Here is a 24,690-nt window from a genome sequence, read left to right as displayed (position 1 = left end):
ACTCAATATACTGTATATAGATTATTGAACATCTTTTCGGTTTCAACCGAAAACGATTTACTATTCAATTTGTCGAATATTTTTTCCATAACTATCATCCCGGTAGAAACTAATACTGGTTTTTTACTTTGATTGAAAAACAATTGATCTCCGACTTCTGTTAAGTCTATTCCCTCAAAATGCTCTTTTATGAATTCAACACACTCAGTTGTTCCATCATATCTGATTGCCCTGAGTGTATATTTTGGTCTACATATCATTATTTCCATTATTTAACACCTTCAACCCGCTTGTCAATTGTTTTCCAACTCATTGCTATAGGGCCAAAAATTATAGTTGTGAACATTATTCCAATTAAAAGTATGCTTTCAACTTTATTAATCATTATGATTACTTCACATAAATGAGTAATTGACTGAAGAAATTCACATGTTCTACTTTTTTGATCATCTGGCCTGCTTTCTAAAATAATCCGGATGCTTTATAGATATCCTGAAATGTGGTTGCTGTATATCATCCAAAGGCCTGTGATAATAAGTACGATCCCTGCTATTTTCTTCAGATCTATATCATATCTTGAAATAGTTCTGAGTTTTTCGGATGAGAATTTTGTGGAATATGCTATTATCAACATGGGAGCGGCAAAGCCCAGTGAATATATGAAGAGGAGTGTTGCTCCATAAACAATACTGGCTTCAAGTGCTACGATTGTGAGTATTGCTCCCAGTATTGGTCCCACGCATGGGATCCAGACAATTCCCAGAGCGCTTCCCAACAGGAGTCCACCGAAGATTCCTTTTTTCTCCACATGGATATTGCCTGTGTATTTGTTGACAATGCTGAACATCTCTATGTCTGTCAGCATGGCTATCCCAAATACTATGATCAGCAGTTCTGCCACTATTCTTAGATCATCAATGAAAGGCTGGATAGCTGCCCCGAGAGACGATACTGCTATCCCCATTAATGTAAATGTCAGTATAAGTCCCAGAACAATGGCCAATGGTCTGAACTTTCCTTCTGTTGTGGAGTATGCAAAGATCACTGGTAGCAGTGGAAGTACACAAGGGGACAGTACACTGATGATGCCCGCAAGGAATGCTGCAAGTGGACCTATGGTGAATGTATCAGGATACATGTCTGTCAGGAAATATCCTGTTTATTCCTGTTCTCTTGCTGCAATGGCGTAATCCAGAGTGTTTTTAACAGTCTCTTCTTTGACTACTCCCACAAATCTTGCATTGTTTCTTTCGGTAATGGCAGTACCGTCGTATCTCATGTAGACGTATTCTCCTTCTACTTTGTCAACTATTACGAAGGAATCAGGAACATACCCGACACCAAACTGTGATGCAAGGGCTGGTGTGTTCCTTGTATTGAGATACATCACGCTTGCCACATCCTCATATTCCATGAATACGTTTTCCATAACGGGTTTCATGACAATACACGAAGGGCAGGTATCGTAGCCGATCATGACTATGGCCGGCCCACTTAAAAGTGCTTCATCGAGCTGTTGAATGCTGGTAAGGTCGATGAGATTGCTTCCCTCTTGTGATGTATTGCTGTCATTAAGGCATCCACTGAGCATGATGGTCAGAGCAAGAATTAATAGGATGGATAGCTTGGTAATTCTCATGTTAATACTTCCAATGTTCTCTATCTGTTTATATGCTTTTACTGATTTATATCGGTTTGGGCGGTTGGTCGCGTACCGTACACAACCATGTGTGTAAAAAAAAGAACTGTGGTTTTCAGCTCTCTGAATGGGCTTTCCACCTTAACAGTACGCCTTCTTCCATTGTTTCTGCGTCAATGAGCTTTAGTTTATGTATCTCTTTTTCTGTAAACCCTTCGCCATCTACAAGTGTTGGTGCAGTATTTCCACCGATTATAAGGTTCCCAACGAATGTATATATCTCATCAACAAGCCCGGCGGATATCATTCCCCAATTAAGGGTTGCCCCACCTTCTACCATCAATCGGTTAACTCCCATGTCCTTGAGTTTGTACATGGCAACTTTGAGGTCGACTTTATCTTTTCCGGCAACAATGATCACAGCTTGTTCCTGAAGCTTCTCGACCCGCTCCTTTGGGGCGGAGCCGGAAACAACAACAATTCTCCTACCTTCTCCTTTCTTGAATATATCTGCATCCAGGGGGGTTCTTGCCTTGCTGTCAATGATTACCCGGATGGGATTCTCAAACAATTCGGAGTTTCTTCTTTCCAGTTTTCTCTGATCAGATTTTACTGTAAGACTTGGATCATCTGCAAGCACAGTACCTATGCCTACCATTATGGCATCAGAACTTGCTCTTAGTGCATCCATCCTGTCGAAATCAATACTTCCTGATATTCGAACCTGTTTTCTTTCCTTTGTTGATATCTTGCCGTCCGCTGACATTGCTGAATTTATGAAAACAAAAGGTCTGAGCATATGATCACTTCTAGAATAAAAATAGAAAATATGTAAACCGACTCGAAGAGTCAGCTCACCAGTTTTTAGTTACCGTTTATAATCGCTTCAAGGAGATTTCTGTCTCTGAGGAGGCCGAGGAATCTCTGATTTGCATTGACTATAGGAATCTGATCGATCCTGTTGCGCTTCATTTTCAGGGCACATTCACTGACTCCTGATATATAAGCCGCTTTAACGAGGTCTGAGACCATTACATCCTTTGCAGGGATCGCAGGTACCTTGACCCTTGAAACACTGTAATAGATGCTCATGGTATCTCTCATGGATTCCCAGGTCCATTCACCATCATCTGAACCATTGGACATGTCAGACATTTCCACACTGTCCTCTATGACGCTTGCACTTATCACGTCACGGTCTGTGATTATACCTACTACTTCAAGCTCATCATCGATCACAGGGACTGCCTTTGCCTTTGCAAGTTCCATTGTTCTTGCAACTACATTCAATGGGCTGTTTGTCCATACAGGGACTGATGTGGGATTCAGGTACTGTCCAACGTGGTCCTGTATGTCAAGATCAGCGAGCGTAGCTACAATATCTGCTACGGAAATGATTCCCACAAGCTTTTCATCGTCCACGACAGGCATTCTTCTGATGTTGTTTTCAAGAAGCATCTTTGCTGCAACTGTTATGTCCACATCTGATGAAATGGTCAAAGGATCACGTGTCATCAGCAAAGCTAATTGCTCTTCTTCAGGGTTTTTCAGCAGATTTGCCCTGCTGACTATGCCAACAACTTTTCCATTCTTAAGAACCGGTACACCGGATACCTTTTGTTCTTTCAGTAATATGTGGACCTCGTCCCTTGATCCGGGAAGTGTGGCAAAAGCGACATCTTTCTGCATGATGTCTTCGACTTTAATGTTTTTCGGCATTATGAACCCTCTTATTCTTCTTCAGCAGCGCTTCCGCGAACTACCAATACAGGTACTTTTGAATTCCTCAGGACCTTCTCGGCAACGCTTCCAAGAAGGAAACGGTCCAATCCGCTCTTTCCAAGGGTTCCCATTACTATAAGGTCAATATCATTATTTTCCGCAAACTCAATTATTTCATGGCTGGGATGTCCTTCGAGCACGATCGTCTCATTCTCGATACCTTCCTCTTCTGCCATCTTTCCAACTAAGCCGGTTGAATCATTTGCTTCCTGTTCCAGAAGTTCATACATCATTTCCCATCCCGCGTCCATGGGGATGGATGCAAAGGCTGCGGTGTCAACCACGTAGCCGGCATATAATTTTGCCCCACTAATTTTAGCAAGTTCCAGACCATGCTTGACAGCTTCCTTATTTTGCTCGGATCCGTCAGTTGCAATGAAAATCTTTTTGTATAAATTGCTTATCATAATCCCTCTCCTATGTGATTATGTCATATTAATGATCACAGATAATATGTCATCAGGTCGTCCCCTTCTTACGATACTGCTGACAGGGTCTTTCGTTCCTGAAAGATTGTTTGAGTTTCCATTAAGGATCATTACGTTTGCTCTGTTCCCTTCATGGATAGGACCTATCTCTTCGAGTCCTAATATTGTTGCACCCATAAGCGTACACATCATAAATACTTGTCTGTCCTCAATGCCATAAATCTTAGATAACACCTCCATTTCGGAAAACATGTTCACTGAATTTAACATGACGTTGTCTGTTCCAACAGCTACATCCATTCCTTCTTTCAACATATCTATCACAGGTGCCATGCCGACCCCTGTTATGAAATTCGATCGCGGGCAAACTACAGCAGGTATTCCCTGATCCGCTACCATCCTGAGGTCATTACGATCTGCTTTGGTAAGGTGTATAAGGAGATCAGGTTCCAGGGAGAGCGCCTTCTCGATATCATCTCTCTCATTCTCTCCTGCGTGAATGGCAAATTTCTTGTGATTTTTCTTTGTGACACGTGAGCTTTCTTCAAGTACACGCATGTCAATGTCATTGGCGCCACTCATTCCGAGCCCGTCAGCGTTTGCAAGTATGTTGTTGATCTCTTTTTGCAGTACTTCTATTTCTGAATCCGTATTCTTTGGCCTTCCAAGTACAAGACTTTTAATATCGATATCCTTAAGCGCTTCCTGCAGCGCAAGACATCCCAGTAGTCCGCCCTCCCTGAAGTCTGCAAAAGCACAGGTTCCCGTCTGTATCATATCATGGATAGATCGCTGCATGGCATGTACGGTCTCGTAATAAGGTGTGCTGTTCAATACCCTGTGTTTTAATCCGTTAGGGGGCTGTACAAGTTCACTCAAGTTCCTTTCTACGTAATGGTCAATGCATTTACCAAGTACCGGATCCTTGATTACCGAATCTCCTATATGGGTGTGTGCATTCACAAAACAAGGCGCTATTATGTTCTTCGAATCAGTTCTCTCTTCGACAATTTCTTTGATGATGCCGTCTCTCACAACTATATAGCCTTCAATAACTTCAAGTTCAAAACCGCGGATAATCGTTCCTTGAATGGTTTGTTCGTGAACCATAGCAATAAATAATTGTTTTAATAGTTTATAAGTTCTTATTTTACAGGCGTAACTCTTATATCCTAACCTTTGCAATGATGGCTTGCGTATTGTTAGGTCCTTGCATGAGACCATGGCAGAGCCTATCTGTGATTGTACAGACAACCTCAATGCGCTACATACCGATAATGCAACAAAAACCTGTCACGAGGGAAACTGGGAGGGACAGCGGTGATACCACAGGATGATCTTTCGGAGTTAGTGCGTCAGGTGACAGCATTATCACTATCCTTTATGAGTTATTATCCCCAATTGACTTTTTTCCGTGTTCGCCATGAATTTTGAAGACGCATTAACGAGAACAGAAGATGGCGTTATTGTTAATGTGGAAGTGAGCCCCGGTTCCAAGAAGACGCGCATTCCAGGCGGCTATGACCCCTGGAGAAAAAGGATCGAGGTTAAGATCTCAGAGCAGGCTCAAAAAGGTAAGGCTAATAAACAGCTTATATCAAGTTTTTCTGCATTATTCATTCTGAAAGCATCAGAGGTCTCTATCATCAGCGGCCAGAAAAGCGGTAAGAAGTCCATATTTTTGCGTGGAGCCGATTATTCCAAAGTTGTATCAATATTGAGCGAGAGCCTTGCGGATTTATGATGTAGGGTTCCGTATGATTCCGTTTTTGCATTTGGGATAATACTTTCACATCGCTTGGCTTCCCTTAATATGTCCAAATTGCATAGTAGGTATCGAGGTGAAATAAATGGATGAATACTTTGATAATTTGGTAAAAAGAGCCGGCTACTATGAGCAGTTCGAAGATTTCGTTCGCTATTATAAATGAATTATATGCTTCCCTGCCGTGGTGTCCTCCGACTCCAGTCATATTGCTTTCATGTGCGGCAGGGTTGTTTTGCTAATTGTGCGATCAGACTTAAATCAATTAAAGATCTTTCTCTTTTTATTAATCTATAATATGGTCAGTGTTTAATCGTTTCACTGCATACTTATTATTGCCCTGTTTATTGATAAAATGGAAAAAGGTTGCTTATGCGCAGAGATAGTGACAAAGAATCCGTAAAAGGTCCTGTTGAACTTTACCAGAGAAAGCTTGAGGCCATGGATGAGATAATGGATGATCTCCTTCAGTATGCTGAAAATGATGCGGTGATCATTGTTGAGGGGATCAAGGATGTTCGTGCCCTCAATAGCCTGGGCATAAAGGGACATTTTGAACTGGCAACACATCATTCTCTCTCTAATTTCTGTGAGCGGATAGCCCGTGAACATAATAATGTGGTCATCCTGACCGATTGGGATAGAAGGGGTAATATTTTAAAAGGAAAACTTGTCAGGAATTTCCATTCACTTGGTGTGAATCCTGATGTAATATTAAGGAAAAGGCTGTTTTTGCTAGTGCAGAAGGAAATAAAAGATGTAGAAGGCCTTCCCTCATACATTTCCAAAATAAAGTGGATGGCCAAAGCTACTGAATATCCAGAATGAAATAAATTCTTCAATAGGTAACTTAGATACTGGTATGTGGCGCAAAACTGCGCTCAAATTCAGGATAAAGTTCCGATTTATCTATGAGCTCTTCGTAGACATCATGTCTGGGACTTACAATCACAACGTGTGCAGGTGGATGTATTTTCCTGAGCTTGCTGATTGCTGATCCTGCATTGTTATCCAACTCAACCAACGCTGCGGAATTGCATCTCGCTCTCAGAGGAACTCCTACTACGCTGACCAGAAGATTATCTGCAAAGTTTGGTTCGATTCTTTTAGGCTTGGACGCGAACCTCATGCGACCGTAGTGTTCAAGGTCATGTAAAGCGACGTTGACCTTATCCGAATTGTCGCCCCTTATAACCGCAAACGCCTTCACTTCACTCTCCATTAAAACTCTCCCCCATTATGGTTATGCACTATGCCATCTCCAACTAATCCTTTTTTGTACCCTCTCCGCCAGTATTGAGTAGATACTGACCTAAATGACATTTGAACTTCTCAGTATAATAAACTTTTCTATATGTTTACAAAGAAAAATAGTATATGCAGGTTTTTTAAGCCTGCTTTATTTACCAAGCTCTTTTGAGCGGTCTGATGAAGCTATCACAGCGTTCATGAAAGCTGCTCTGACGCCACTTTCTTCCAGGACGTGTATTCCTCTGATAGTTGTGCCACCGGGGGATGTGACCATGTCTTTGAGGTGAGCGGGGTGGCTTCCTGTTTCAAGTACCATCTTCGCTGCGCCAAGTACTGTCTGGGCTGCAAGTATGAGTGCACTGTTCCTGTCTAAGCCTTCGTATACTCCACCATCTGCCAAAGCCTCAATTACAGGGAATATATATGCAGGTCCACTTCCGGAAACGCCGGTGACTGCATCCATAAGGTTCTCGGGGACTATGATCGCACTTCCAACTAATTGGAATATTGCCATAACCTCTTCAGCATCGTTGGCAGAAGCATTCTTGCCGGCTGAAACCGCAGATGCAGCTTCGGAAACTGTGGCTGCGATGTTTGGCATTACCCTGACAACTCTTGCATCAGAATTGAGTTCCTTTTCAATATCTTCAAGTTTAACTCCTGCGGCAATTGAGATCAATAATTTACTGCTGTCAAGAGATTCTTTTATTGTAGATAGTACGGATTTTAGTATCTGGGGTTTGACTGCCAGTATGATTACATCGCAATTCTTGATGGTTTCACTGTTTTCCACTGAAACGTTTATTCCGAATTTTTTATTAAGTTCGCGTAGTGAAGCCTCAAAAATATCACTTGCGTACATATCGGAGCCGGGAATTATGCCTGCATTGTATATGCCTTCTATCAATGCACTGCCCATTTTTCCGGTACCTATAACACCCAACTTTTTTCCTTCTAAGCTCATAATAACCACATTAATGTAAGTATGTTAAATATTTCAATCAAAAGGAGTTATTTCCTTTTGATCGTAACTATATCTCCAAGGGTAGTTCCTCTGCTCAGACTATCGCCGCTCCAGTCGTCTCCACCACTTCTTTCAGTGAGTTTGATATCCAGTGCCTTCTCAAGCTTTTTACGCAAAGACTCTTCCGGGACAATTTCGCCACGTTCAAGTTTTTTGATCAACGATGCTTTTTCTTTGATCTTGGATGCCAGCTGATCATGTGTCAGTTTTTTTCTTTCTCTGGCTTCCCTGATCACGTGTTCGTAGTCATCAACAAGCTCATCGCTCATCATGTCATCCTTTTTCCCGCGACCTTTCCCTCTCTTTGGGACAACTCGTGCAACGGGTGCGATCTTTCTTGAGACAGGAGTGCGTTTATCTGTGGACTTACCATGTTGGGAGCATTTGCCACATACGGTCAGCTCACTGCTGTCTATGGTTATTTTAAAAGACGGTCCTCGTATATCGGTTCCGCATATTTCACATTGCATAGATCTCAACTCAAAAAGTTAAATCTCATCTTTACGAAAGGACTATATACCGTTCGAACTTAAATATTATTCGGAGACTCATGACCGAAACCAGCGACAGTGACGTAAGTCACGGAAGTTACAATTTCACGGATGTGAACAAAGCAAAGTATGATTATGCGGGTTCAGGTAGCGAAGAGGATTTTTCAAAGTATCTTCTGGACCGTATGAGGCAACTGGAATCTCGAAATAGTAATCTGAAAGAGCAGTGCGACCAGATCGAATCCGAGAAACGCTTTGTTGAAAGCCAGAAACTGAAATATGAAAGGGAAGTTCGAAGACTTCAAGCCGAGATCGAACGCTTAAAGACCGTACCTCTGGTAGTAGCTACTGTAATGGACGTAATAGGGGATAATCGTGTTCTTGTAAGAAGTTCTACGGGTCCACAGTTCATGGTAAATGCTTCACAGTACATAGCTGAGGATGAATTGGTTGCTGGGGCAAAGGTTGCGTTGAATCAGCAAACCCTCGCAATAGTTGAGGTTATCCCTTCTTTGGAAGATCCGATAGTTTCCGCAATGGAAGTAGTGGATTCACAGGATGTGGATTATGGTGATATCGGAGGCCTTGAGGAGCAGATACAGGAACTTATAGAATCCGTAGAATTACCTCTGACAAAACCCGAATCATTCAAACGTATTGGAATATCGCCTCCAAAGGGTGTGTTGCTATACGGTGAGCCTGGTACTGGTAAGACTCTGCTGGCTAAGGCAGTGGCTCACAGGACTGATGCTACTTTCATCAGAGTAGTGGGCTCGGAGCTTGTCCAGAAATATATCGGTGACGGTGCAAAACTTGTCAGGGATCTCTTTGATATGGCAAGAAAGAAGTCACCAAGCATTGTCTTTGTTGATGAACTGGATGCAATTGCCTCAAGGCGATTGAATGATGCCAACGGTGCTGATAGAGAGGTGCAGAGGACCCTAATGCAATTACTGGCTGAAATGGATGGTTTTGACAGCAGAGGTGACATACGTATCATCGCAGCCACGAATCGTCTTGATGTACTTGATTCTGCTATTCTCAGACCAGGGAGGTTTGACAGGATAGTGAATGTGCCAATGCCGGACGAAGCTGCCCGTGCTAACATCTTCAAGATCCATTCACGGTTCATGAACCTTGCAGACGATGTTGACTTTGACAAACTGGCACGTATGACTGAATCCTCAAGTGGTGCAGATCTCAATGCCATTGTCATGGAAGCCGGAATGCTTGCTGTCAGGTATGACAAGGATTCCGTAGGCATGTCCGAGTTCCTTGAGTCTGTAGCCAAGGTCGAGTCAAAGATCGAGCAAAGACATGAAGTGTTGCCTGAAGGAATGTTCGGCTGATCCGATAGATTCCTTTATTTTTCTTTTTAATTCATTTTTCAAATCCGGTAAACTACTTCTGTCATGCGCAGCATATTTTTAACAGTGGACCGGCGTTTTCATGTAAAGGATGAAGTACGTGTACTTGGAATAGATGATTCTGCCCTTATAAGTGACCGTATTTTGATAGTTGGTGCTTTTTTCCGGGGAGGTGACTGGCTGGACGGTGTCATGACTTCCTACGTAGAACGTGATGGGATGGACGGGACTGCATCCATTATAGAAATGGTAAGAAAAAGTAAGCATTTCCAGCAGATACGGCTCATAATGCTTGATGGTGTCACCTATGGTGGTTTTAATCCAATCGACATTTTGAGCCTGTATGAAGAAACAGGGATACCTGTTGTTGTAATGATGAGGAGATATCCTGATATGGCGCAGATCGAAAAGGCCCTTTCGCATCTTCCTAATAAAAATGAAAGGCTTGAAATTATCAAAAAAGCCGGTAAAATATCTAAAATATCAATAAAGGATGGTTCCAATTCGGTTTACGTCCAGTGCAGCGGAATAGGTGTGGAAGATGCAGAAAAAATTGTGCTCCTGACTTCCACAAGAAGCAATATTCCCGAGCCGCTGAGGGTAGCACATTTGATAGCTACCGGTGTTATTCTGGGCGAATCAAGAGGTAAGGCGTGAAGCCTTAACAGCAGTTCTCTACCAGCTTTACCCCGTCATTCATAAGCTCTTTAGCCCTTTCCTCTGTTTTTGATTCAGCGAAGATGCGTATGATGGGCTCGGTCCCTGAAGGTCTTATGAGCACCCACCCATTATCATACCAGATCTTCACACCGTCAGTGGTATCGACCTCAATATCCTTGCTAAGAACATCTGCCTTTACCTTCTCCATGGTCTCCTCAAGGTTCTCGCACCTGACCTTTGCCTTGGAGTTGTAGTACAAAGGCACGCTGGCCGCCATCTCGGAGAGTTTTTGTCCGCTTGCTATGATCTCAAGGAACTTTGCACATGCCATGGCACCGTCACGGCAGTACTGATGCTCGGGGAATATGAGTCCTCCGTTGCCCTCTCCTCCAAATACAGCACCAATTTCCATCATTTTCCTTGCTACATTTATCGACCCTACTGCCGTCCATTCAAGCTCGACACCTGCTTCTTCAGCAACATCCTTCATTCTGGAGGATGAGCTTACAGGGGTGACGATAGGTCCTTTTTTCCTTGAAAGGACATACTTTGCCATCATGGAAAGTACTACTTCCTCTCCTATGAAATCACCATTTTCATCAATGAATACCGCGCGGTCTGCATCCCCGTCCTGTGCAATTCCCATATCTGCTCCTGTCATTTTGACAATATCCACAAGCTCTGTCAGGACATCTGGTGTAGGCTCAGGGTTCCTCCATGGGAATGTACCATCGACCTGCGCATTGATGGTGATGACCTCACAGCCGAGTTTTTGAAGCAAGAACGGCAGGGTCACAGAACCAGCGCCGCATCCTGTGTCCGCGACTACCTTGAACCTTTTGCTGCGTATACTCTCAGCATCCACTGAATTGATGACACCATTCAGGTAGTACTCATTTGCATTCTGCTCCCTGCGCAGGTCTCCTGTCTTATCCCAGGGGGCCGCAGCAAATTCTTTTGAGTAATATATCTTCTCTACTTCCTTCTCTCCCTCTCTGGAAAATTCACTGCCATCCGCTGCAATTAGCTTAATCCCATTGTCCTCTCTCGGATTATGGGATGCAGTAATGACAATTCCTGCATCAGCATGGTCTTTTACATAGTACTGGATAGAAGGTGTCGGGACAATTCCAACGTCTATGACTGTGAGTCCGGCAGACAATGCTCCGGCTATTGCAGCTGATTTGAGCATCTCTCCTGATGCTCTTGTATCTCTCCCTATTGCCACTATGCCCTTTGAGTTCATGTATGTCCCAAGGCTTCTGGCAACATCTATGGCCAGTTGCGGATTAATATACTCGTTTGCTATACCTCTTACACCATTGGTTCCAAAAAATCCCATTGAATATCACCCATCAATTTATAACAGTTAAAATTACCTTCCTTTATACGTCGGGTACCCATTTAATATTTTAGGAAAGGGATGCCCTTAATAAGATATCTGTCATATTATCCGAATATGCTTGACGCAAAGACAAGGGAGCTGAAAAAAGCAATCGCAGGCGTGGAAAGTGCCGTAGTTGCATTTTCAGGTGGAGTCGACAGCGCAACACTGGCATACCTTGCTCATGATACACTTGGTGATAATGCTGTGGCTGTAACAGTTAAGAACAGGTCGTATCCCATAAGAGAACTGGATCTGGCAAAGAAGCTTGCAGAAGAGATTGGCATAAGGCACATTGTCGTTGATTTTGATGAATTGCTTATCCCTTCAATATCCAGCAATACTGCACAACGCTGCTATCACTGTAAAAAGGAAATACTTGGCTTACTCAAGAGTGTCATGGGTGAACTCGGGTTCAAAAAAGTACTCGAGGGCAGCAATGCATCTGATGCCAATTCATATCGTCCCGGAGGCCAGGCATTGCTTGAGGCTAAAGACTATGTTTATTCTCCTTTCAAAGACCTCGGTGTCTCCAAGGATGAGGTCAGGCAAATCGCCAGGGATGCGGGAATCTCCGCAGCTGACAAACCATCATCTCCATGCCTTGCATCTCGTTTTCCCTATAATGACCCACTAACTGCGGAGGCTCTTAAGAGGGTTGAAATAGCAGAGGACTATCTTATTGAACTTGGTTTTTTGGAATTGCGTGTAAGGGACCATAAAGGTCTGGCACGGATAGAAATACCTCCAGCAGATTTCCAGCGTTTCCTGGATCTAAAAGGCGATATATCTTCATATTTCAGGAAGATAGGTTTTGAATATGTGACCCTCGACATACAGGGATTGAGAAGTGGCAGCATGGATGAGGTTTTATGATATCTGGCATAAGAATAAGGGATGCATCAGCAGAGGATGCTCTGCAGATCGAGGCTCTGATGTCAACATACTCCCTTGGCATAGATGGTGTCTCAATGGATGATTTTGTTGTGGCTGAAAAGGAAGGACGTATCATTGGTGCCGCTGCCATTACCACAGAGAATTTCCCTGAGGTACATTCCATAGCCGTGCACCCTGATCACAAGGCAAAGGGGCTGGGTTCAGCATTATTTGAGTACCTGTTGGCAAGGCTCGGGGATGTCGGGGCTGTCTATGTGCGCACCACCTCTCCAGTCTTCTTCGAAAAACTTGGTTTTAAGGAACTGGAAGCTTCCGCAAAAGCAGAGCTCTGGGGTGATTGTGCCAAGTGCAATAAATTAAATAGATGCAGGCAATCTGTGCTGTGCCTTCAGAGGTCCGATTGATAGAAACGCTATGAGGGGGCCGTTCAAAAATGAAAATCACCATCATATCAGTCGGAAAGATCAAAGAGAAGCATCTCAGGGATGCGATTGCCGAATATGGGAAGCGACTGAGCGGATACTGCACCATCAAATCGATAGAAGTGACCGATGAGAAAGCGCCGGAAAACATGAGCGATAAAGAGATGGATATGGTCAAGGGGCTGGAGGCAGACAGAATCCTGTCAAAGCTGAAGGCAGGGCAGCATGTCATTGCCCTGGATTTGAAAGGGGCTCAGAAATCCTCGGAATCTTTCGCAGGCGAGATCGAACAGCTGCAGCTGGCTGGGAAAAGTGATCTGGCCTTCATAATAGGGGGGTCCCTGGGGCTTCACGGCAAAGTCACAGATCGCGCCAATGAACTGCTGTCGTTTTCGAAAATGACATTCCCTCATCAACTCATGAAGGTCATTTTGATGGAGCAGATCTACAGAGCATTCAGGATCATCAAGAATGAACCGTACCATAAATAACTGAGTTTTTCATCAATAAGCACTCATTCCTTGTTCTCGTGGAACTTGTGCAGGCGAGAAAATCCAAAAAATGATGGTTCTTCCAAAGCTTAATTAAGTTTTCCGACCAGATGTTGCTTTATGCGACTGAACATCTTTTACTCAGGGGATTTCGGCAGAAAGGTTATCGAGAATCTGATCAACCCGGATAAGTTCTGCGTCTCCTGTGGTGACCTGTGCGACCATTGCAGGGAACACCGTCCAAGTTATGCAAACATTATTTCCGGGCTCTATGAACTGCGCACAGATCTCCCTGATTTTGTGGAGGAGCCAATGGAATACATCCCTGAGCATATTCCTGATTGTGATCTCATCCTTGCCATAGACCTTAATCATGATTTGCTCACAGCTATCCCAGAAATAGCAGAAAAGACCAGTGCAAAAGCTGTTATAATTCCTGCAGACGACTCCAAAAAGGTACCTGCAGGACTAGCAGAACAGGTGAAGCACAAACTGGAATCCCAAGGCGTTGAATGTGAATGCCCAAAACCATTCTGTGCACTCGAACTCACAGGCAAACCCACAATAGATGAGTTTGTGAACCTGGGCTTTGGTAAACCTCTGCTGAAGATAGAACTGGATGCCAGAGGTGCCCTTTTCACCCATGTGCAAGTCCTCAGAGATGCACCCTGCGGTGCCACATGGTTCGTTGCAAAGAAACTCAAGTGGTCCGATGTCAAGGATTACAAGGAAACCATATCCTCAGCCCATCATTCATATCCCTGTACCGCAAGCATGGAAAAGGACGCACAACTGGGCGATACCATCCTGCATGAAGCCGGTTATATCATCAGGAAGAGTGTTGAAGAAGCCATGGAAAAAGGTCTGTAAAAAAAGGCTAAAAAGGAGTGTTGAATTACTCCTTTCTGCGCTGGAAGAAGAATGCAAGACCAAGTATTGCAGCTATTGGAAGTGCAACTGTTGGGAATTCCGGGATTTCGTAGTCACCTGGGCAGTAGTGGGAAATGGTTAGAACTGGATTCCCATCCAACGATCCAGTGTAACTCGCCGTTGCGCTGGTGATTCCTCCTTCTTTAAAATTGTAATAAGGAGAAGTGTAGAACTGTATCGAGTTCTGATTAGGACTGTTCTTAGGTACCATCGGAGTCCAAGCATCGCCGTTAACTTGAATCTCAGCGTAGGTGACATCTCGTGCACCTGTGAGGACCCAGTGAATCCAACCAACATTAAGGTTGCCTGCCGGATAGCCACTGCAATCCACCACGGCCGAGGTTACGCCTTGGTTACCATCCCAAGGTATGGTACCATCGGCAGCTGCTACCGTCACAAATGGCATAAGTGCCATCAAGATTAACATCATTACTAATATTCTTTTCACTGTCGTACCACCGATTGTTTAGAAAACCACTTAAATATATATGTCTCTCGTATTCTCATTTATACCTTGTGAACGATTTGTGCATGTGATGATGGTCATCCTAATGATGTTACTCTCCTTATAGTTAAATACTGCATTGTATTAATACAACCATTCTGTAAAAAATCCGATAATGATTAATTTAAACCACAGAAATCGGCATGCATAAATATCTCAATCTATGTGCGTGCTAACTGATGTGAAAACTTATCAGATGATTGTATGTTGAGATTTGTAAAACCCGAGCATTTTTACATACTCAAAAGAGTATATGCACAAATGAGGTCCGAAAAAGAAATTAAAAAGGAGTAAAATTACTCCTTTCTACGCTGGAAGAAGAATGCCAGTCCAATTATTGCAGCTATTGGGATTGCAATGGCTGGGAATTCTGGTATAGGGCAGTAGTGGGAAACCTTTAGTACTGCCGTCTGTGGTCCTAATGTTCCCTCGTACCGCACCTGTACGATCTTACCTGCATCTTCCAGCGCCTCTAGTTGCTCTGGACTATAATATGGTTCAGTATAGAAGTGTCTCATCCCGCCTGACACCTTCGTCATGTCCATCTGAAACTCAGCATCGTCCCCAACTTTAATATAGGCATTAGTGACTCCACTTGCGCCAGGTGAGAGGACCCAGTGAATGTATCCATTACCACCTACTGGAGTATAGTCGTCGCACTCCACGCCCGCATCTAGACCTCGCGAGAAATCCCACGTTAGGGTACCGTCTGCTGATGCCATTTGCGTAAAAGCAACCAGCACGATTAGCATTGTTATTATTGCTCTCTTCATAGTTTTCCCCAATCCTTATGTAATTCATTTCGTCGTTTTGCTATACTTTCCTTTTTGTGATTGCATACTCATATACTTTCGGAAACATTCATACAAATGACAATTGTTATAATAATGATGAATTAACCATTCAGTCAACTTTTACCCACATACAAGACAAAATCTATAGAGCAAGTATTCAACACATATTTTAATCTGGCATTCTTATGTAATTCTCATGGGTGACAAGGTTTCAATAGTGCAATGTGCTGATTATTCTAAATCCAAAGAATATGTCTCCAGGACCATCGAGCTCATAGGTGGTCTCTCGACCATCATCTCTGAAGGCGACAGGGTATTGCTCAAACCCAATGTCCTTGCTGCATGCAGGCCCGAGGAGGCCGTTACCACCCATCCTTCCATAGTTTCCGCAGTGTGTGAACTCGTAGCGGAATGCGGGGGAGTACCGGTCATCGGGGATGCTGCGGGCATGATTCATCAGGGTGCCACAGCAGAGGCTTTCCGGGTATCAGGCATCGAGAAGGTTGCAAAGGATTGTGGGGCTGAGCTGGTTAATTTCCAGACCGGGGGTTATGTGGAGGTGGATGTTCCCGATGCCCTGCAATTCCCGCGTATTTTTGTATCAAAGGCGGTGCTGGATGCCGATGTGATTATATCCCTTCCCAAGCTCAAGACCCATGAACTCACATACTATACAGGTGCTGTCAAGAACATGTTCGGAGCCCTGCCCCTCAGGACACGTAAGGAGATGCACCTGCTTGCTGAGAGGGGGCTGTTCGGGGAATCTGTCGTTGATCTGTATTCTGTGGTAAAACCGCATCTTGCTTTAATGGATGGAGTTGTTGGTATGGAGGGTAATGGTCCCTCACATGGCACTCCTGTGAACACGGGTGTGATAATAGCATCCTATGATTGCGTTTCTCTGGATGTGGTCGCTTCTCAATTGATAGGCTTTGAACCTCTCGTTGTGCCAACTACAAAAGCAGCTCTTGAAAGGGGCTTTGGGGTAATCTCGCCGGAGATTGTTGGATTGTCGCTGGATTCTGTGAAAATGAGGTATAAGCCATCTGAGGGTAGCATAATTTCCAGGTCTCCTCCTGCTATAACTCGTCTATTTGGCAGGTATTTCACCATACATCCTCACATCGATACTTCAAAGTGTACACGATGTGGTGCTTGTGCCATGAACTGCTCAGTACATGCCATAGAGAAAGTGGATGGGAAATTCAGGGTGGATGCTAAAAAATGTATCCTGTGCTACTGCTGTCGTGAACTCTGTCCTGCGGATGCGGTGGATATTGAAAAGTCCCTGCTGGCGAGGATAATCACGCGGAAATAATGGGCATTGAATGAAATGGCCTGAAAAAAGTAAAAAAGAAAAGTAGATTTGTACCAGCTTTAGAGCTGGCACACCTCGCTCTTGCGTAGCCAGTCTATATCCGAGTGGTACAACTGGCGCAGGTCCTTAAGGCCGAGTTTAAGCATTGCAAGACGGCTGACTCCAAGTCCCCATGCAAGTACAGGGTATTTGATTCCCAGCGGATGGGTAACTTCCTTCCTGAACACTCCTGCTCCTCCAAGTTCCACCCAGCCGAGTCCGTCAACGTAAACTTCGGGTTCAACACTTGGCTCGGTGTATGGGAAATATCCCGGCCTGAACCTAACGTCCTCAAATCCCATTCTGTGGTAGAATTCAGCGAGACAGCCAAGCAGGTTTGAGAATGACATGTCTTTGTCCATGATGACACCTTCAAGCTGTTCGAACTCAGGTGTGTGTGTAGGATCGATTGTTTCTCTGCGGTATGCCCTGTCGATTGAGAATGCCTTGACAGGTGCTTCCGGATTATCCGCCAGGTACTTTATGGTGACAGCAGTTGTATGCGTCCTGAGTACGTTCTTACAGGCAATGTCCTCACTCCATTTACTTCCCCATCCTGTGGAGTCGGTCTCTCCTCCATGCTCATGCATTGCACAGACCTTATCCTTGTACTCATCAGGAAGCTCTGATCTGCTGGAAAGGTGGAATGTGTCCTGCATTTCTCTAGCAGGGTGGTCCTGTGGCTGGAAAAGTGAGTCAAAGTTCCAGAATGAACTCTGGATCGCATCTCCCTTGATCTCAGTGAATCCCATGTCCAGGAAAATGCGCTTCATCTGGTCAATAAGGCGCTGGTATGGATGGATCTTGGCTCCGTATATTGGCCTTGGCTGGGTCTGGATGTTGTATGGCCTGAATGACTTGTTCTTCCATTCACCGCTTTTTAGCATCTCGGAATTTATTTGTGCAACCTCTTCCACAAATTCAATTCCTGCAGCCACAAGTGCGCTTCCGGCCTCTTTGATAATGACCGACCTGCGTTTGTCTTCGTTCTTGGTTACAAGTTTGCGCTTTAGCAGGTCTTTCAGGAGTTTTGCATCAGCTCCTAATTCCTCAGCTGTCCTTTCCTTTCCTGCGAATTTTTCCAGTACCTTCTCATCATCTCCAATTTCGGCAGCTCCGCTTGGAACTATCATTCCATTTTCGATGTTTGCCCATCCTTTGCGGCGTAACCATCCTGTGGCTATACCTGCCAGAGCCGGAGAAAATTTATCCTTCAGTTCATTCATGGATATTGGCTCGGATATTGCATTGATTACCTGCCTCTCGGGAAGTCCTGCATTTGCGCATTTCTCTCCTTCGTCGGTCAGTTCAAAGGTCTCGATGACTATCTCATCGACCTGCACAAGTCCTTTCTCCTCGAGTAAGAATGCAGCCTGCATTGAAGTTTCCATCTTCATTTCTGCCTTCTCAGCCAGCTCGTTGGGGCTTGCACTTTTCAGTTCATCCAATGCTATTAACACATTTTTCTCATTGGGTGTAAGGTTGTACTGTGAGCTCATAATCACACCATTTCCATTTATAATCCGTATTCATCAAGCCTGTCCTTTGCAAGCTCACGTAGTTCCTGATGTTCTTTGAGGAACTTCTCTGTTCTTTCTGCAGCAAGCACTTTACAGTTTCCACAGACCCTTTCACCCTGTCTGCATTCATTGTATATCTGCGCAAGCTCTTCGTCATCCTCTACCAGGTGGAACAGGAGCATTTCATAGACTGAACAGTTTTCAGGCTCTCCGCCTAGTTTTTTCTGCTCTTCCAGGGTTGTTCTTCCACCTGTTTTTGCCCTCTTCACTTTCTTTGCGGCACCCTTTGGGTCCTCGGTGAGTGCTATGTAACTTTCAGGCACGCTGCTTGACATCTTTCCGCCCTGTAACCCTGACATGAAGCGGTGGTATGTGGATGAAGGAGGTACGAATGCATATCCTCCGAATTCAAGTTCTACCTGTCTTACGGTATTGAGCAGAACATCGAAGTTGTCTGCATCGAAGACATCTACATGTCCTTCAAAGAGCTTTGTCCTTCCGAGTATGCGCTCGCTCATTTCTTTCAGTGCACCCTCTGGAGCAGCCTTGCTTCTGATACTGAAATAACTGTTGCCCTTCTTGTCTTCACGGCCTTCTATCTTGAACATGTTCATTTTATGTCCAAGTCCTCTTGTAAGGCGGATGTGTGGGTCCTGGTCAGCGCCAGCAGGCACAACGGTAGGTTTTGGCCCATCATATTCTCCAAGTTGGGGGTGTAGTATGTCCGCACTCTGGGTCACTGCACTGAGCATGTGGGATACACTTGTCTCTCCTGTGAATCCATAGATAGCACTTAATTCTGAAAAGTTGGCCTTTGCACCGAGTTCGAATGCAAGATCCTTTACCTGATCCGAGTTGGACTGGAAGTATATATGTCCATCAGGTTCAAAACCAAGGGCAATAAGGCTTATTATGTATTCGTTTACACCGATATCATAGCATTTGTCCCACGAAATATTCCTGACTGAATGTGCTTCCCTGTCTGCAATTCCCACAAAGGCATCCGCACCCTGCTGCTGGTGCCAGATTATCTCTTCCATGACCATCTTGTGTCCAAGGTGAAGTTTTCCAGTTGGCATGAATCCGCTCATAACTGAGAATGGCTTCTTGTTGACCATTGCATCAGTGATCTGGTCATAGCTCCTGTGGCCGAAAATGACCTTTCTGCGCATATACCTGTGTGGGTCTTCAATTTGTGAATACACTTCATCGAAAGGACGTATTCCGAATTCATCGAATAACTTGGAATAATCGTCAATGCTCACTGCACTCCAGGGGTCAAGTTTCACATCCATGTGGGGCCTCTTGTTAAGATTAAATTAATACTCATGAATTTATTCAGATTGTTATCTGCACATGAAATTGTTAGTAAAAATACCTAGTGATATGTAAATGTTCTTATCATCAAAAAAACAGAAATGGAATGAATATGCTTTTAAATATCTATTTTCTTCCTATCATAGGGTAAAGGTGCATCCTCGGGTATCTTCCCAACTAACTGGAGATATTCATTTTCCTGCATAAGGCATGTGTTGCGTTGTCCTCTGAAGGTCCTATCCTTACGTATCCTGCTCCAGATATCCTTAATGGATTCCTTCTCTATGTTCCCGTAGCTGAATGGGACGTATGGGCATGGTTTTACGGAACCTTCCACACAGACGTGCAGCCATCTCTGTCCTGCCATACAACCGAGCATCTTCCCTTCGAAATATGAGTTTGCAAAAATGCGTGGTCCTTCACTTGTGGAGTTGATACGGTGGTACATTTCAAGGACTATTTCTCTTTCCTCTTCTGAAATGATGACATCACCTGGCTTTTTAGGGACGGATTCCCATAGTGAGAACTCATGTACTCCAAGCTCTTTTGCAAATTCGTACATGGATGGAAGTTCATCAATGTTCTTTGGGGAAACATGGGTTGCCATTGTTACAAGCAGTCCTGCTTCAAGTCCCATCTTCATGGCAGCGGTGGCTTTCCCGAAGGCTCCTTCTAAGCGGCGCACTGAATCATGTTTTTCAGGCTCTGTGGAATAGATGCTCACAAGGAGGTTGTGCAATCCTGCTTCCTTGAGCTTCCTGGCATTCTCAGGTGTCATTTCAGTGCCAGGTGTATACATGTTAACGATGGCGCGCTCCTTATCGACATAATCGATGAGTTCGTATATCTCCTCGCGCATCATGGGGTCACCTTCAGTGAACACGATAACCATTGCACCCATATCCAGCACATCATCTATGGCACGTTTGATGGTATCAATGTCAAGATCACCTTCGCCGCCACTGACGACACAATGCTCACAGTCGCAGTTGCATTTACGTGTGATCTCAAAAGAAACAGTTTCGGGAATGTATCTTCCAAGTGCTATCTGGGTCTCTGCCAGTAATAGTCTTTTGAAAGCCTTGCTGGGTATCGGTGGTAACCATGTGGATGCAATGACCTCTCCTTCTGAAACACGTGCGGGCTTTTCATCTTTGAGTCTCTCGTTGATCCTGCTCAAAAAAGGAGTGCATGCTTTACGGAGGCTTCCACTTGCCTTAAGCTGTATAAAATCTCCCGAATCATCCAAAATTATGGAAAGCCCGGGTATTGAAAGCAATGTGATCTTTTCGTCCTGTGAATCATTGTATTCCGGTGTCATCCGCTTTTCCCCTCGGGTTAAATATATCTTCGGAGAAAACATCGGCTTCCCTGCCTATTACAGACTGCGATGAGTAAACAACAATTCCCTGGTCAGCTATCGCATACGGCCGGAGTGCCTCATCATGCTTGACGCCTCTCATCTTCAGTATTTCTATAGAGCGAATCCTTTCTCCAGCAATCCTGAACACCTGAAGGCAGATAACTCCTTCGGCAAGGTATTCTTCCACGCTGAAGTGATCGGAATCTTTGTTGATCTCGCTGGTAATGAGTGTGGTACAATCAAAGTTCTCGATGTTTTTGATGAATTCAAGTATGATGTATCTGACATCGACCGGATCAGGTGAGATCTTCAGGGATGTGATCGAATCAATAAAAAGACGCTTTGCACCGATCTCCTGAATGCTGGCGAAAATCTGCTTAAGGACTGTTTCGATGGTTGTGTCATCAGTTTCTTTGTTTGAATTCGGGTCCTTGTTCTTCTCAATGTATCTGCCATAGGCTATGGGGTCGGCTCTTATTATCCTGAGTTTGTCTTCCTTAATGAGTCGCTCAAGGTCCCAACCATGTCTCCACATGTTACGCATAATGCGTGCAGGAGTTTCCTCGAATGTAATGTATACTCCCGGCTCATTGTATTTTTCAATACCCTCGTGCAGATACTGTGCCCCGAATGTGGACTTGCCTGCCCCTGGCCCTCCTCTGAGGAGTATTACATCATTTTCTATGAATCCGCCTTCTATGAGGTCGTCAAATCCTGGTATTCCTGTGGGTACGCGAGTCATTTAATTCCTCTGCATATTTGTATGCTGGGTATTTATATATTTATCGGCATTTGGAAATGCGGCTGTTTCCTGGCCTTAAATACCAAAAAAAGAAAAAAGATAGTTCGGACCGAAAAGCCGGTCCGGGATGCATTATACTCTTTCTGAAAAAGCAAGAGTTCCGCTGATTCGCTTAATTCTTATTTTTACAGCCTGGCCTTTTGAAGCACCAGGTACGAAAATAGTATATCTGTCCACCTTTGCAATTCCGTCTCCCTTTGAGCCGACTGCATCGATGTGTACTTCATACTCTTTTCCTTCTTCAATGGCATCCTGCTTAGCGACTGCACTTGCACGTCTCTTCTTAACAGGTCTGTGACCTCCACATGCAGCGCACTTCAAAACGAGTACCCTGTCCATTTTGATAAGCTGTGTGTCAGGTCTGTTACATTCAGAACAGATCACATATTCATCCACATAGGACTGAATTGTTTGTTTGATCTGGTCATTTGAGAATCTTCCCTGAAATATGGCTCTTGTGCCATCTATTTTACCTGCAGTACCCATTTCACGGGTCAGGAACTTCATAAGATGATCGGGGTCTCTGTTGAGCGTATCTGCAATATTGCTTAAATTGTCCAACAGCGTGGTCTTACCCTCGACCATAGTTTTAGGTGCGGGGATTACGAAACGGGCATCCGTAGTCTCCATATCAGGCAGGTTCGCTATTGCACGGTCCAAAAGCGCTTCGTAATCGTCCATTTAATTCCTCCTAGATAGGGTGGATTCTTATTGTACAAGTTCCAGGCCCTGATCGATAACGATCCTGATAGGTGTTGGCAGTTTGTGTCCTGCTTTCCTGAGTGCGTCCTTTGCAGATGCAAAGTTTTCCTTGTTTACAGAGATCGTGAATATTTTTTGTCCTGCTGAAACTCTTGCTGCAGTTCCTACATTCTTTCCGTAAGCTCCACGCATACCACTGGATACACGGTCCGCACCTGCTCCGGTTGCCTGCTTGTTCTCTCTGAGGACTTCGTGTGGGTATACTCTCAACTTAATGTGGTATCCTGCACGGCCTGCTGCACTCATCATTGTTCTGTTAGCTGTTATACGTGCAGCTTCAAGTGATTTGTGTGTGAGCTGGCACCTTTCTTTGGCAATGAGAGTTAACTTGATGGGGAACTCAGCTGTTTTGTTACCCATGTCGTAGTGGATAACCTGACTTCCGGGTACACCGCCCATGTATTTCCTTCTTGTGAATGAGCGTTGTCTCACATTCCTGTACATACTTGCTGGTTTTCTTACCATGAATTTAATCTCCTTGAATTAGTTATTTGGATATGATTGCGGTATCAACGCCGTCATCTAATGCGTAGTTGACACCTTTGATTTGAATTTGCTGACGTGGTGTATCAGCGAGATAGTTCCGTCTCAATGGTTCATTCCCTATTACCTAGGACTTTATAAGTCTTATCGCTCAAACCCGTCTACTTATGATATATATGCCGGGTCAGAAGCCCATAACAACCTGATAGCATCATGTTGCCATAAGGGGCTGCGAAATGCAGTCTGGTCCACAACTCGCTTTTGCAATTCTCGTCCATGTCCATTAGTATGCCTCTTCTGGGTCCGGTTACCATGACAGACTCTATGTCTTCAGGATGGACTTTATTCTTTATATAGCAGCCATGTCCTCCTTCATCAAACACTTCCTGGAATGAAAGTTCTCCCTGCATTAGACGCAGTATATATTCTTGTAACTTCTCTCCATCCAGGCTGGATGTGTGATGTTCGAATAATGCAACTATCCTGTCATCCATGACTATGGCAGCCAGTGTGTGCCCGTTCCCAATGTTCACGACAACCGCAGGCTGCACTGCTGCAGGGTCAAGTAAAGCTCCGAAAATAGCTGCAGGTCCGGTATCCATAAATATGGCATCTCTGTCATTGATCGTTTCTGACACTGAACTTATTCTGCTGAACTCTTTTGGAATATTGTCATGCCCATAGGCGAATACGCTAAAGTCTCCTCCTGCGTCCATGAGCTTCTCAAACATCTTGAAACGATAAATGCGATTACTCACTTTGGGTGAATCTCCATGATCCTGCACCGCAACTGCGATCATGTCCGGCATACTAACTCCAAAGTTTCCAAGTGCATTGCTAATGGCATCAATGTCCAGGTCCCTGAGCTGAATGACCTCTACGTTTTCCGTATCGATCTCTTGCCCATTCTCCTCTACAATTTGGATCCCCATCTGTCTGACTTTTTCAATATCATCCTTTATTGTTAATGCAGCCTTTGGGGTTGAAAAAACCTTATATCCCTGTTTGATATGCTCTTTTATAGCTCTGGCAGAGGGTCCTCCGCCCATCACTGTTCCTTTAAGGAATATGTCCTTACCTTCCTTTGTTGCCTGACGCACCTTTTCAGCGATGATCACAGTTGGAGATGGCATAACCAGAATAAGGCTGTTCTCTGGCTCTTTTTCCGTATCATACAGGAGTATGTCCTGTGTGCCTGTACCTATGTCTACAGCTAATATCCTCATGACTTATCGAGCGTTTCATATACTTATTTG

General features: G+C 44.3%; 30 protein-coding genes. 10 read left to right on the top strand and 20 right to left on the bottom strand.

The genetic code is table 11. The features are described from left to right. Positions 1–2: 2 nt before the first annotated feature. The 7 genes from V7O66_RS09395 to V7O66_RS09365 all read right to left on the bottom strand — a co-directional run bounded on the left by V7O66_RS09395 (position 3) and on the right by V7O66_RS09365 (position 4,959). Positions 3–269, bottom strand: a complete 267-nt coding sequence (locus V7O66_RS09395) for a hypothetical protein (RefSeq protein WP_406660049.1) — start codon at positions 267–269, stop codon at positions 3–5. 212 nt (positions 270–481) lie between these two features. After that, a complete protein-coding gene (locus tag V7O66_RS09390) occupies positions 482–1,138 on the bottom strand; it encodes a cytochrome c biogenesis CcdA family protein (RefSeq protein ID WP_406660048.1) in 657 nt (218 codons plus the stop codon). Positions 1,139–1,159: 21 nt separating this feature from the next. Then, on the bottom strand, positions 1,160–1,639 hold the full coding sequence (locus tag V7O66_RS09385; RefSeq protein WP_406660047.1) for a thioredoxin family protein: 480 nt from the start codon (positions 1,637–1,639) through the stop codon (positions 1,160–1,162). Positions 1,640–1,754: 115 nt separating this feature from the next. Beyond that, a complete protein-coding gene (locus V7O66_RS09380) occupies positions 1,755–2,438 on the bottom strand; it encodes a 2,5-diamino-6-(ribosylamino)-4(3H)-pyrimidinone 5'-phosphate reductase (protein ID WP_406660046.1) in 684 nt (227 codons plus the stop codon). A gap of 65 nt (positions 2,439–2,503) precedes the next feature. After that, positions 2,504–3,358 carry a CBS domain-containing protein gene (locus V7O66_RS09375; protein ID WP_406660045.1) on the bottom strand — a complete coding sequence of 285 codons (855 nt, stop codon included), beginning with the start codon at positions 3,356–3,358 and terminating at the stop codon, positions 2,504–2,506. Positions 3,359–3,369: 11 nt separating this feature from the next. Next, positions 3,370–3,828, bottom strand: a complete 459-nt coding sequence (locus V7O66_RS09370; protein WP_406660044.1) for a universal stress protein — start codon at positions 3,826–3,828, stop codon at positions 3,370–3,372. Between the two features lie 18 nt (positions 3,829–3,846). Then, positions 3,847–4,959, bottom strand: coding sequence for an amidohydrolase family protein (locus V7O66_RS09365; protein WP_406660043.1), 1,113 nt, complete (start codon positions 4,957–4,959; stop codon positions 3,847–3,849). Between the two features lie 104 nt (positions 4,960–5,063). Here V7O66_RS09365 and V7O66_RS09360 point away from each other — a divergent pair, with 104 nt between their 5' ends. The 3 genes from V7O66_RS09360 (at position 5,064) to V7O66_RS09350 (ending at position 6,442) form a co-directional block, all read left to right on the top strand. Then, positions 5,064–5,186, top strand: coding sequence for a hypothetical protein (locus V7O66_RS09360; protein ID WP_406660042.1), 123 nt, complete (start codon positions 5,064–5,066; stop codon positions 5,184–5,186). Between the two features lie 86 nt (positions 5,187–5,272). Further along, positions 5,273–5,593 (top strand): DUF167 domain-containing protein, encoded by a 321-nt coding sequence (locus tag V7O66_RS09355; protein WP_406660041.1) that lies wholly within the window; start codon positions 5,273–5,275, stop codon positions 5,591–5,593. A 393-nt stretch (positions 5,594–5,986) separates the two neighbouring features. Continuing rightward, positions 5,987–6,442: a toprim domain-containing protein gene (locus tag V7O66_RS09350; protein ID WP_406660040.1), complete on the top strand. Its 456-nt coding sequence runs from the start codon at positions 5,987–5,989 to the stop codon at positions 6,440–6,442. Between the two features lie 22 nt (positions 6,443–6,464). Here V7O66_RS09350 and V7O66_RS09345 read toward each other — a convergent pair whose 3' ends face one another. The 3 genes from V7O66_RS09345 to V7O66_RS09335 form a co-directional block, all read right to left on the bottom strand. Continuing rightward, entirely contained in the window at positions 6,465–6,836 is a 372-nt protein-coding gene (locus V7O66_RS09345; RefSeq protein WP_406660039.1) for a DUF356 domain-containing protein, read from the bottom strand. Positions 6,837–7,013: 177 nt separating this feature from the next. Continuing rightward, positions 7,014–7,829 (bottom strand): pyrroline-5-carboxylate reductase, encoded by an 816-nt coding sequence (proC, locus tag V7O66_RS09340; protein WP_406660038.1) that lies wholly within the window; start codon positions 7,827–7,829, stop codon positions 7,014–7,016. Positions 7,830–7,876: 47 nt separating this feature from the next. Next, the gene (locus tag V7O66_RS09335; RefSeq protein WP_406660037.1) at positions 7,877–8,359 is read right to left on the bottom strand and encodes a multiprotein bridging factor aMBF1; all 483 of its coding nucleotides are present in this window, start codon (positions 8,357–8,359) and stop codon (positions 7,877–7,879) included. An 80-nt stretch (positions 8,360–8,439) separates the two neighbouring features. On the opposite strand from V7O66_RS09335, the gene V7O66_RS09330 reads away from it, so the two are divergent. Next, complete coding sequence (locus tag V7O66_RS09330) at positions 8,440–9,729, top strand: proteasome-activating nucleotidase (protein WP_406660036.1); 1,290 nt, start codon at positions 8,440–8,442, stop codon at positions 9,727–9,729. Positions 9,730–9,813: 84 nt separating this feature from the next. After that, positions 9,814–10,404: a DUF99 family protein gene (locus tag V7O66_RS09325; protein WP_406660035.1), complete on the top strand. Its 591-nt coding sequence runs from the start codon at positions 9,814–9,816 to the stop codon at positions 10,402–10,404. Between the two features lie 4 nt (positions 10,405–10,408). Here V7O66_RS09325 and glmM read toward each other — a convergent pair whose 3' ends face one another. Next, positions 10,409–11,749 (bottom strand): phosphoglucosamine mutase, encoded by a 1,341-nt coding sequence (gene glmM, locus V7O66_RS09320; protein ID WP_406660034.1) that lies wholly within the window; start codon positions 11,747–11,749, stop codon positions 10,409–10,411. Between the two features lie 117 nt (positions 11,750–11,866). On the opposite strand from glmM, the gene larE reads away from it, so the two are divergent. The 4 genes from larE to V7O66_RS09300 all read left to right on the top strand — a co-directional run bounded on the left by larE (position 11,867) and on the right by V7O66_RS09300 (position 14,471). Further along, positions 11,867–12,667 carry an ATP-dependent sacrificial sulfur transferase LarE gene (gene larE, locus V7O66_RS09315; protein WP_406660033.1) on the top strand — a complete coding sequence of 267 codons (801 nt, stop codon included), beginning with the start codon at positions 11,867–11,869 and terminating at the stop codon, positions 12,665–12,667. Continuing rightward, positions 12,664–13,092, top strand: coding sequence for a GNAT family N-acetyltransferase (locus tag V7O66_RS09310; RefSeq protein ID WP_406660032.1), 429 nt, complete (start codon positions 12,664–12,666; stop codon positions 13,090–13,092). The genes larE and V7O66_RS09310 overlap by 4 nt, the downstream gene beginning before the upstream one ends. A 29-nt stretch (positions 13,093–13,121) precedes the next feature. Further along, positions 13,122–13,601, top strand: coding sequence for a 23S rRNA (pseudouridine(1915)-N(3))-methyltransferase RlmH (gene rlmH / locus V7O66_RS09305; RefSeq protein WP_406660031.1), 480 nt, complete (start codon positions 13,122–13,124; stop codon positions 13,599–13,601). A gap of 120 nt (positions 13,602–13,721) precedes the next feature. Then, complete coding sequence (locus tag V7O66_RS09300) at positions 13,722–14,471, top strand: DUF166 domain-containing protein (protein WP_406660030.1); 750 nt, start codon at positions 13,722–13,724, stop codon at positions 14,469–14,471. 25 nt (positions 14,472–14,496) lie between these two features. On the opposite strand, the gene V7O66_RS09295 is transcribed toward V7O66_RS09300, so the two are convergent. Both V7O66_RS09295 and V7O66_RS09290 read right to left on the bottom strand, forming a co-directional pair. Further along, positions 14,497–14,979, bottom strand: coding sequence for a PEF-CTERM sorting domain-containing protein (locus tag V7O66_RS09295; protein ID WP_406660029.1), 483 nt, complete (start codon positions 14,977–14,979; stop codon positions 14,497–14,499). Positions 14,980–15,332: 353 nt separating this feature from the next. Continuing rightward, positions 15,333–15,581 carry a PEF-CTERM sorting domain-containing protein gene (locus tag V7O66_RS09290; RefSeq protein WP_406660028.1) on the bottom strand — a complete coding sequence of 83 codons (249 nt, stop codon included), beginning with the start codon at positions 15,579–15,581 and terminating at the stop codon, positions 15,333–15,335. A gap of 445 nt (positions 15,582–16,026) precedes the next feature. On the opposite strand from V7O66_RS09290, the gene V7O66_RS09285 reads away from it, so the two are divergent. Beyond that, entirely contained in the window at positions 16,027–17,148 is a 1,122-nt protein-coding gene (locus tag V7O66_RS09285) for a DUF362 domain-containing protein (protein WP_406660027.1), read from the top strand. 59 nt (positions 17,149–17,207) lie between these two features. Here the strand turns inward: V7O66_RS09285 and V7O66_RS09280 are convergent, their stop codons facing one another. From V7O66_RS09280 to V7O66_RS09250, 7 genes are all read right to left on the bottom strand, one after another. Further along, complete coding sequence (locus V7O66_RS09280) at positions 17,208–18,686, bottom strand: phenylalanine--tRNA ligase subunit alpha (protein WP_406660026.1); 1,479 nt, start codon at positions 18,684–18,686, stop codon at positions 17,208–17,210. 17 nt (positions 18,687–18,703) lie between these two features. After that, positions 18,704–20,002, bottom strand: coding sequence for a tryptophan--tRNA ligase (locus V7O66_RS09275; protein WP_406660025.1), 1,299 nt, complete (start codon positions 20,000–20,002; stop codon positions 18,704–18,706). 140 nt (positions 20,003–20,142) lie between these two features. After that, positions 20,143–21,345, bottom strand: coding sequence for a radical SAM/SPASM domain-containing protein (locus V7O66_RS09270; RefSeq protein WP_406660024.1), 1,203 nt, complete (start codon positions 21,343–21,345; stop codon positions 20,143–20,145). Next, positions 21,326–22,129 carry an RAD55 family ATPase gene (locus V7O66_RS09265; protein ID WP_406660023.1) on the bottom strand — a complete coding sequence of 268 codons (804 nt, stop codon included), beginning with the start codon at positions 22,127–22,129 and terminating at the stop codon, positions 21,326–21,328. Before V7O66_RS09265 ends, V7O66_RS09270 begins: the two co-directional genes overlap by 20 nt. Positions 22,130–22,261: 132 nt before the next feature. Beyond that, positions 22,262–22,870 carry a translation initiation factor IF-2 subunit beta gene (locus V7O66_RS09260; protein WP_406660022.1) on the bottom strand — a complete coding sequence of 203 codons (609 nt, stop codon included), beginning with the start codon at positions 22,868–22,870 and terminating at the stop codon, positions 22,262–22,264. Between the two features lie 27 nt (positions 22,871–22,897). Next, positions 22,898–23,416, bottom strand: a complete 519-nt coding sequence (locus V7O66_RS09255; protein WP_406660021.1) for a 50S ribosomal protein L16 — start codon at positions 23,414–23,416, stop codon at positions 22,898–22,900. 179 nt (positions 23,417–23,595) lie between these two features. Next, positions 23,596–24,660 (bottom strand): DUF1786 domain-containing protein, encoded by a 1,065-nt coding sequence (locus V7O66_RS09250; protein WP_406660020.1) that lies wholly within the window; start codon positions 24,658–24,660, stop codon positions 23,596–23,598. Between the last annotated feature and the right edge of the window lie 30 nt (positions 24,661–24,690).

Source organism: Methanolobus sp. ZRKC3, assembly GCF_045291275.1.
Taxonomy (GTDB): domain Archaea; phylum Halobacteriota; class Methanosarcinia; order Methanosarcinales; family Methanosarcinaceae; genus Methanolobus.
Note: the sequence above shows the minus strand (reverse complement) of the source record. Positions and strands in the feature narration are given on the sequence as shown.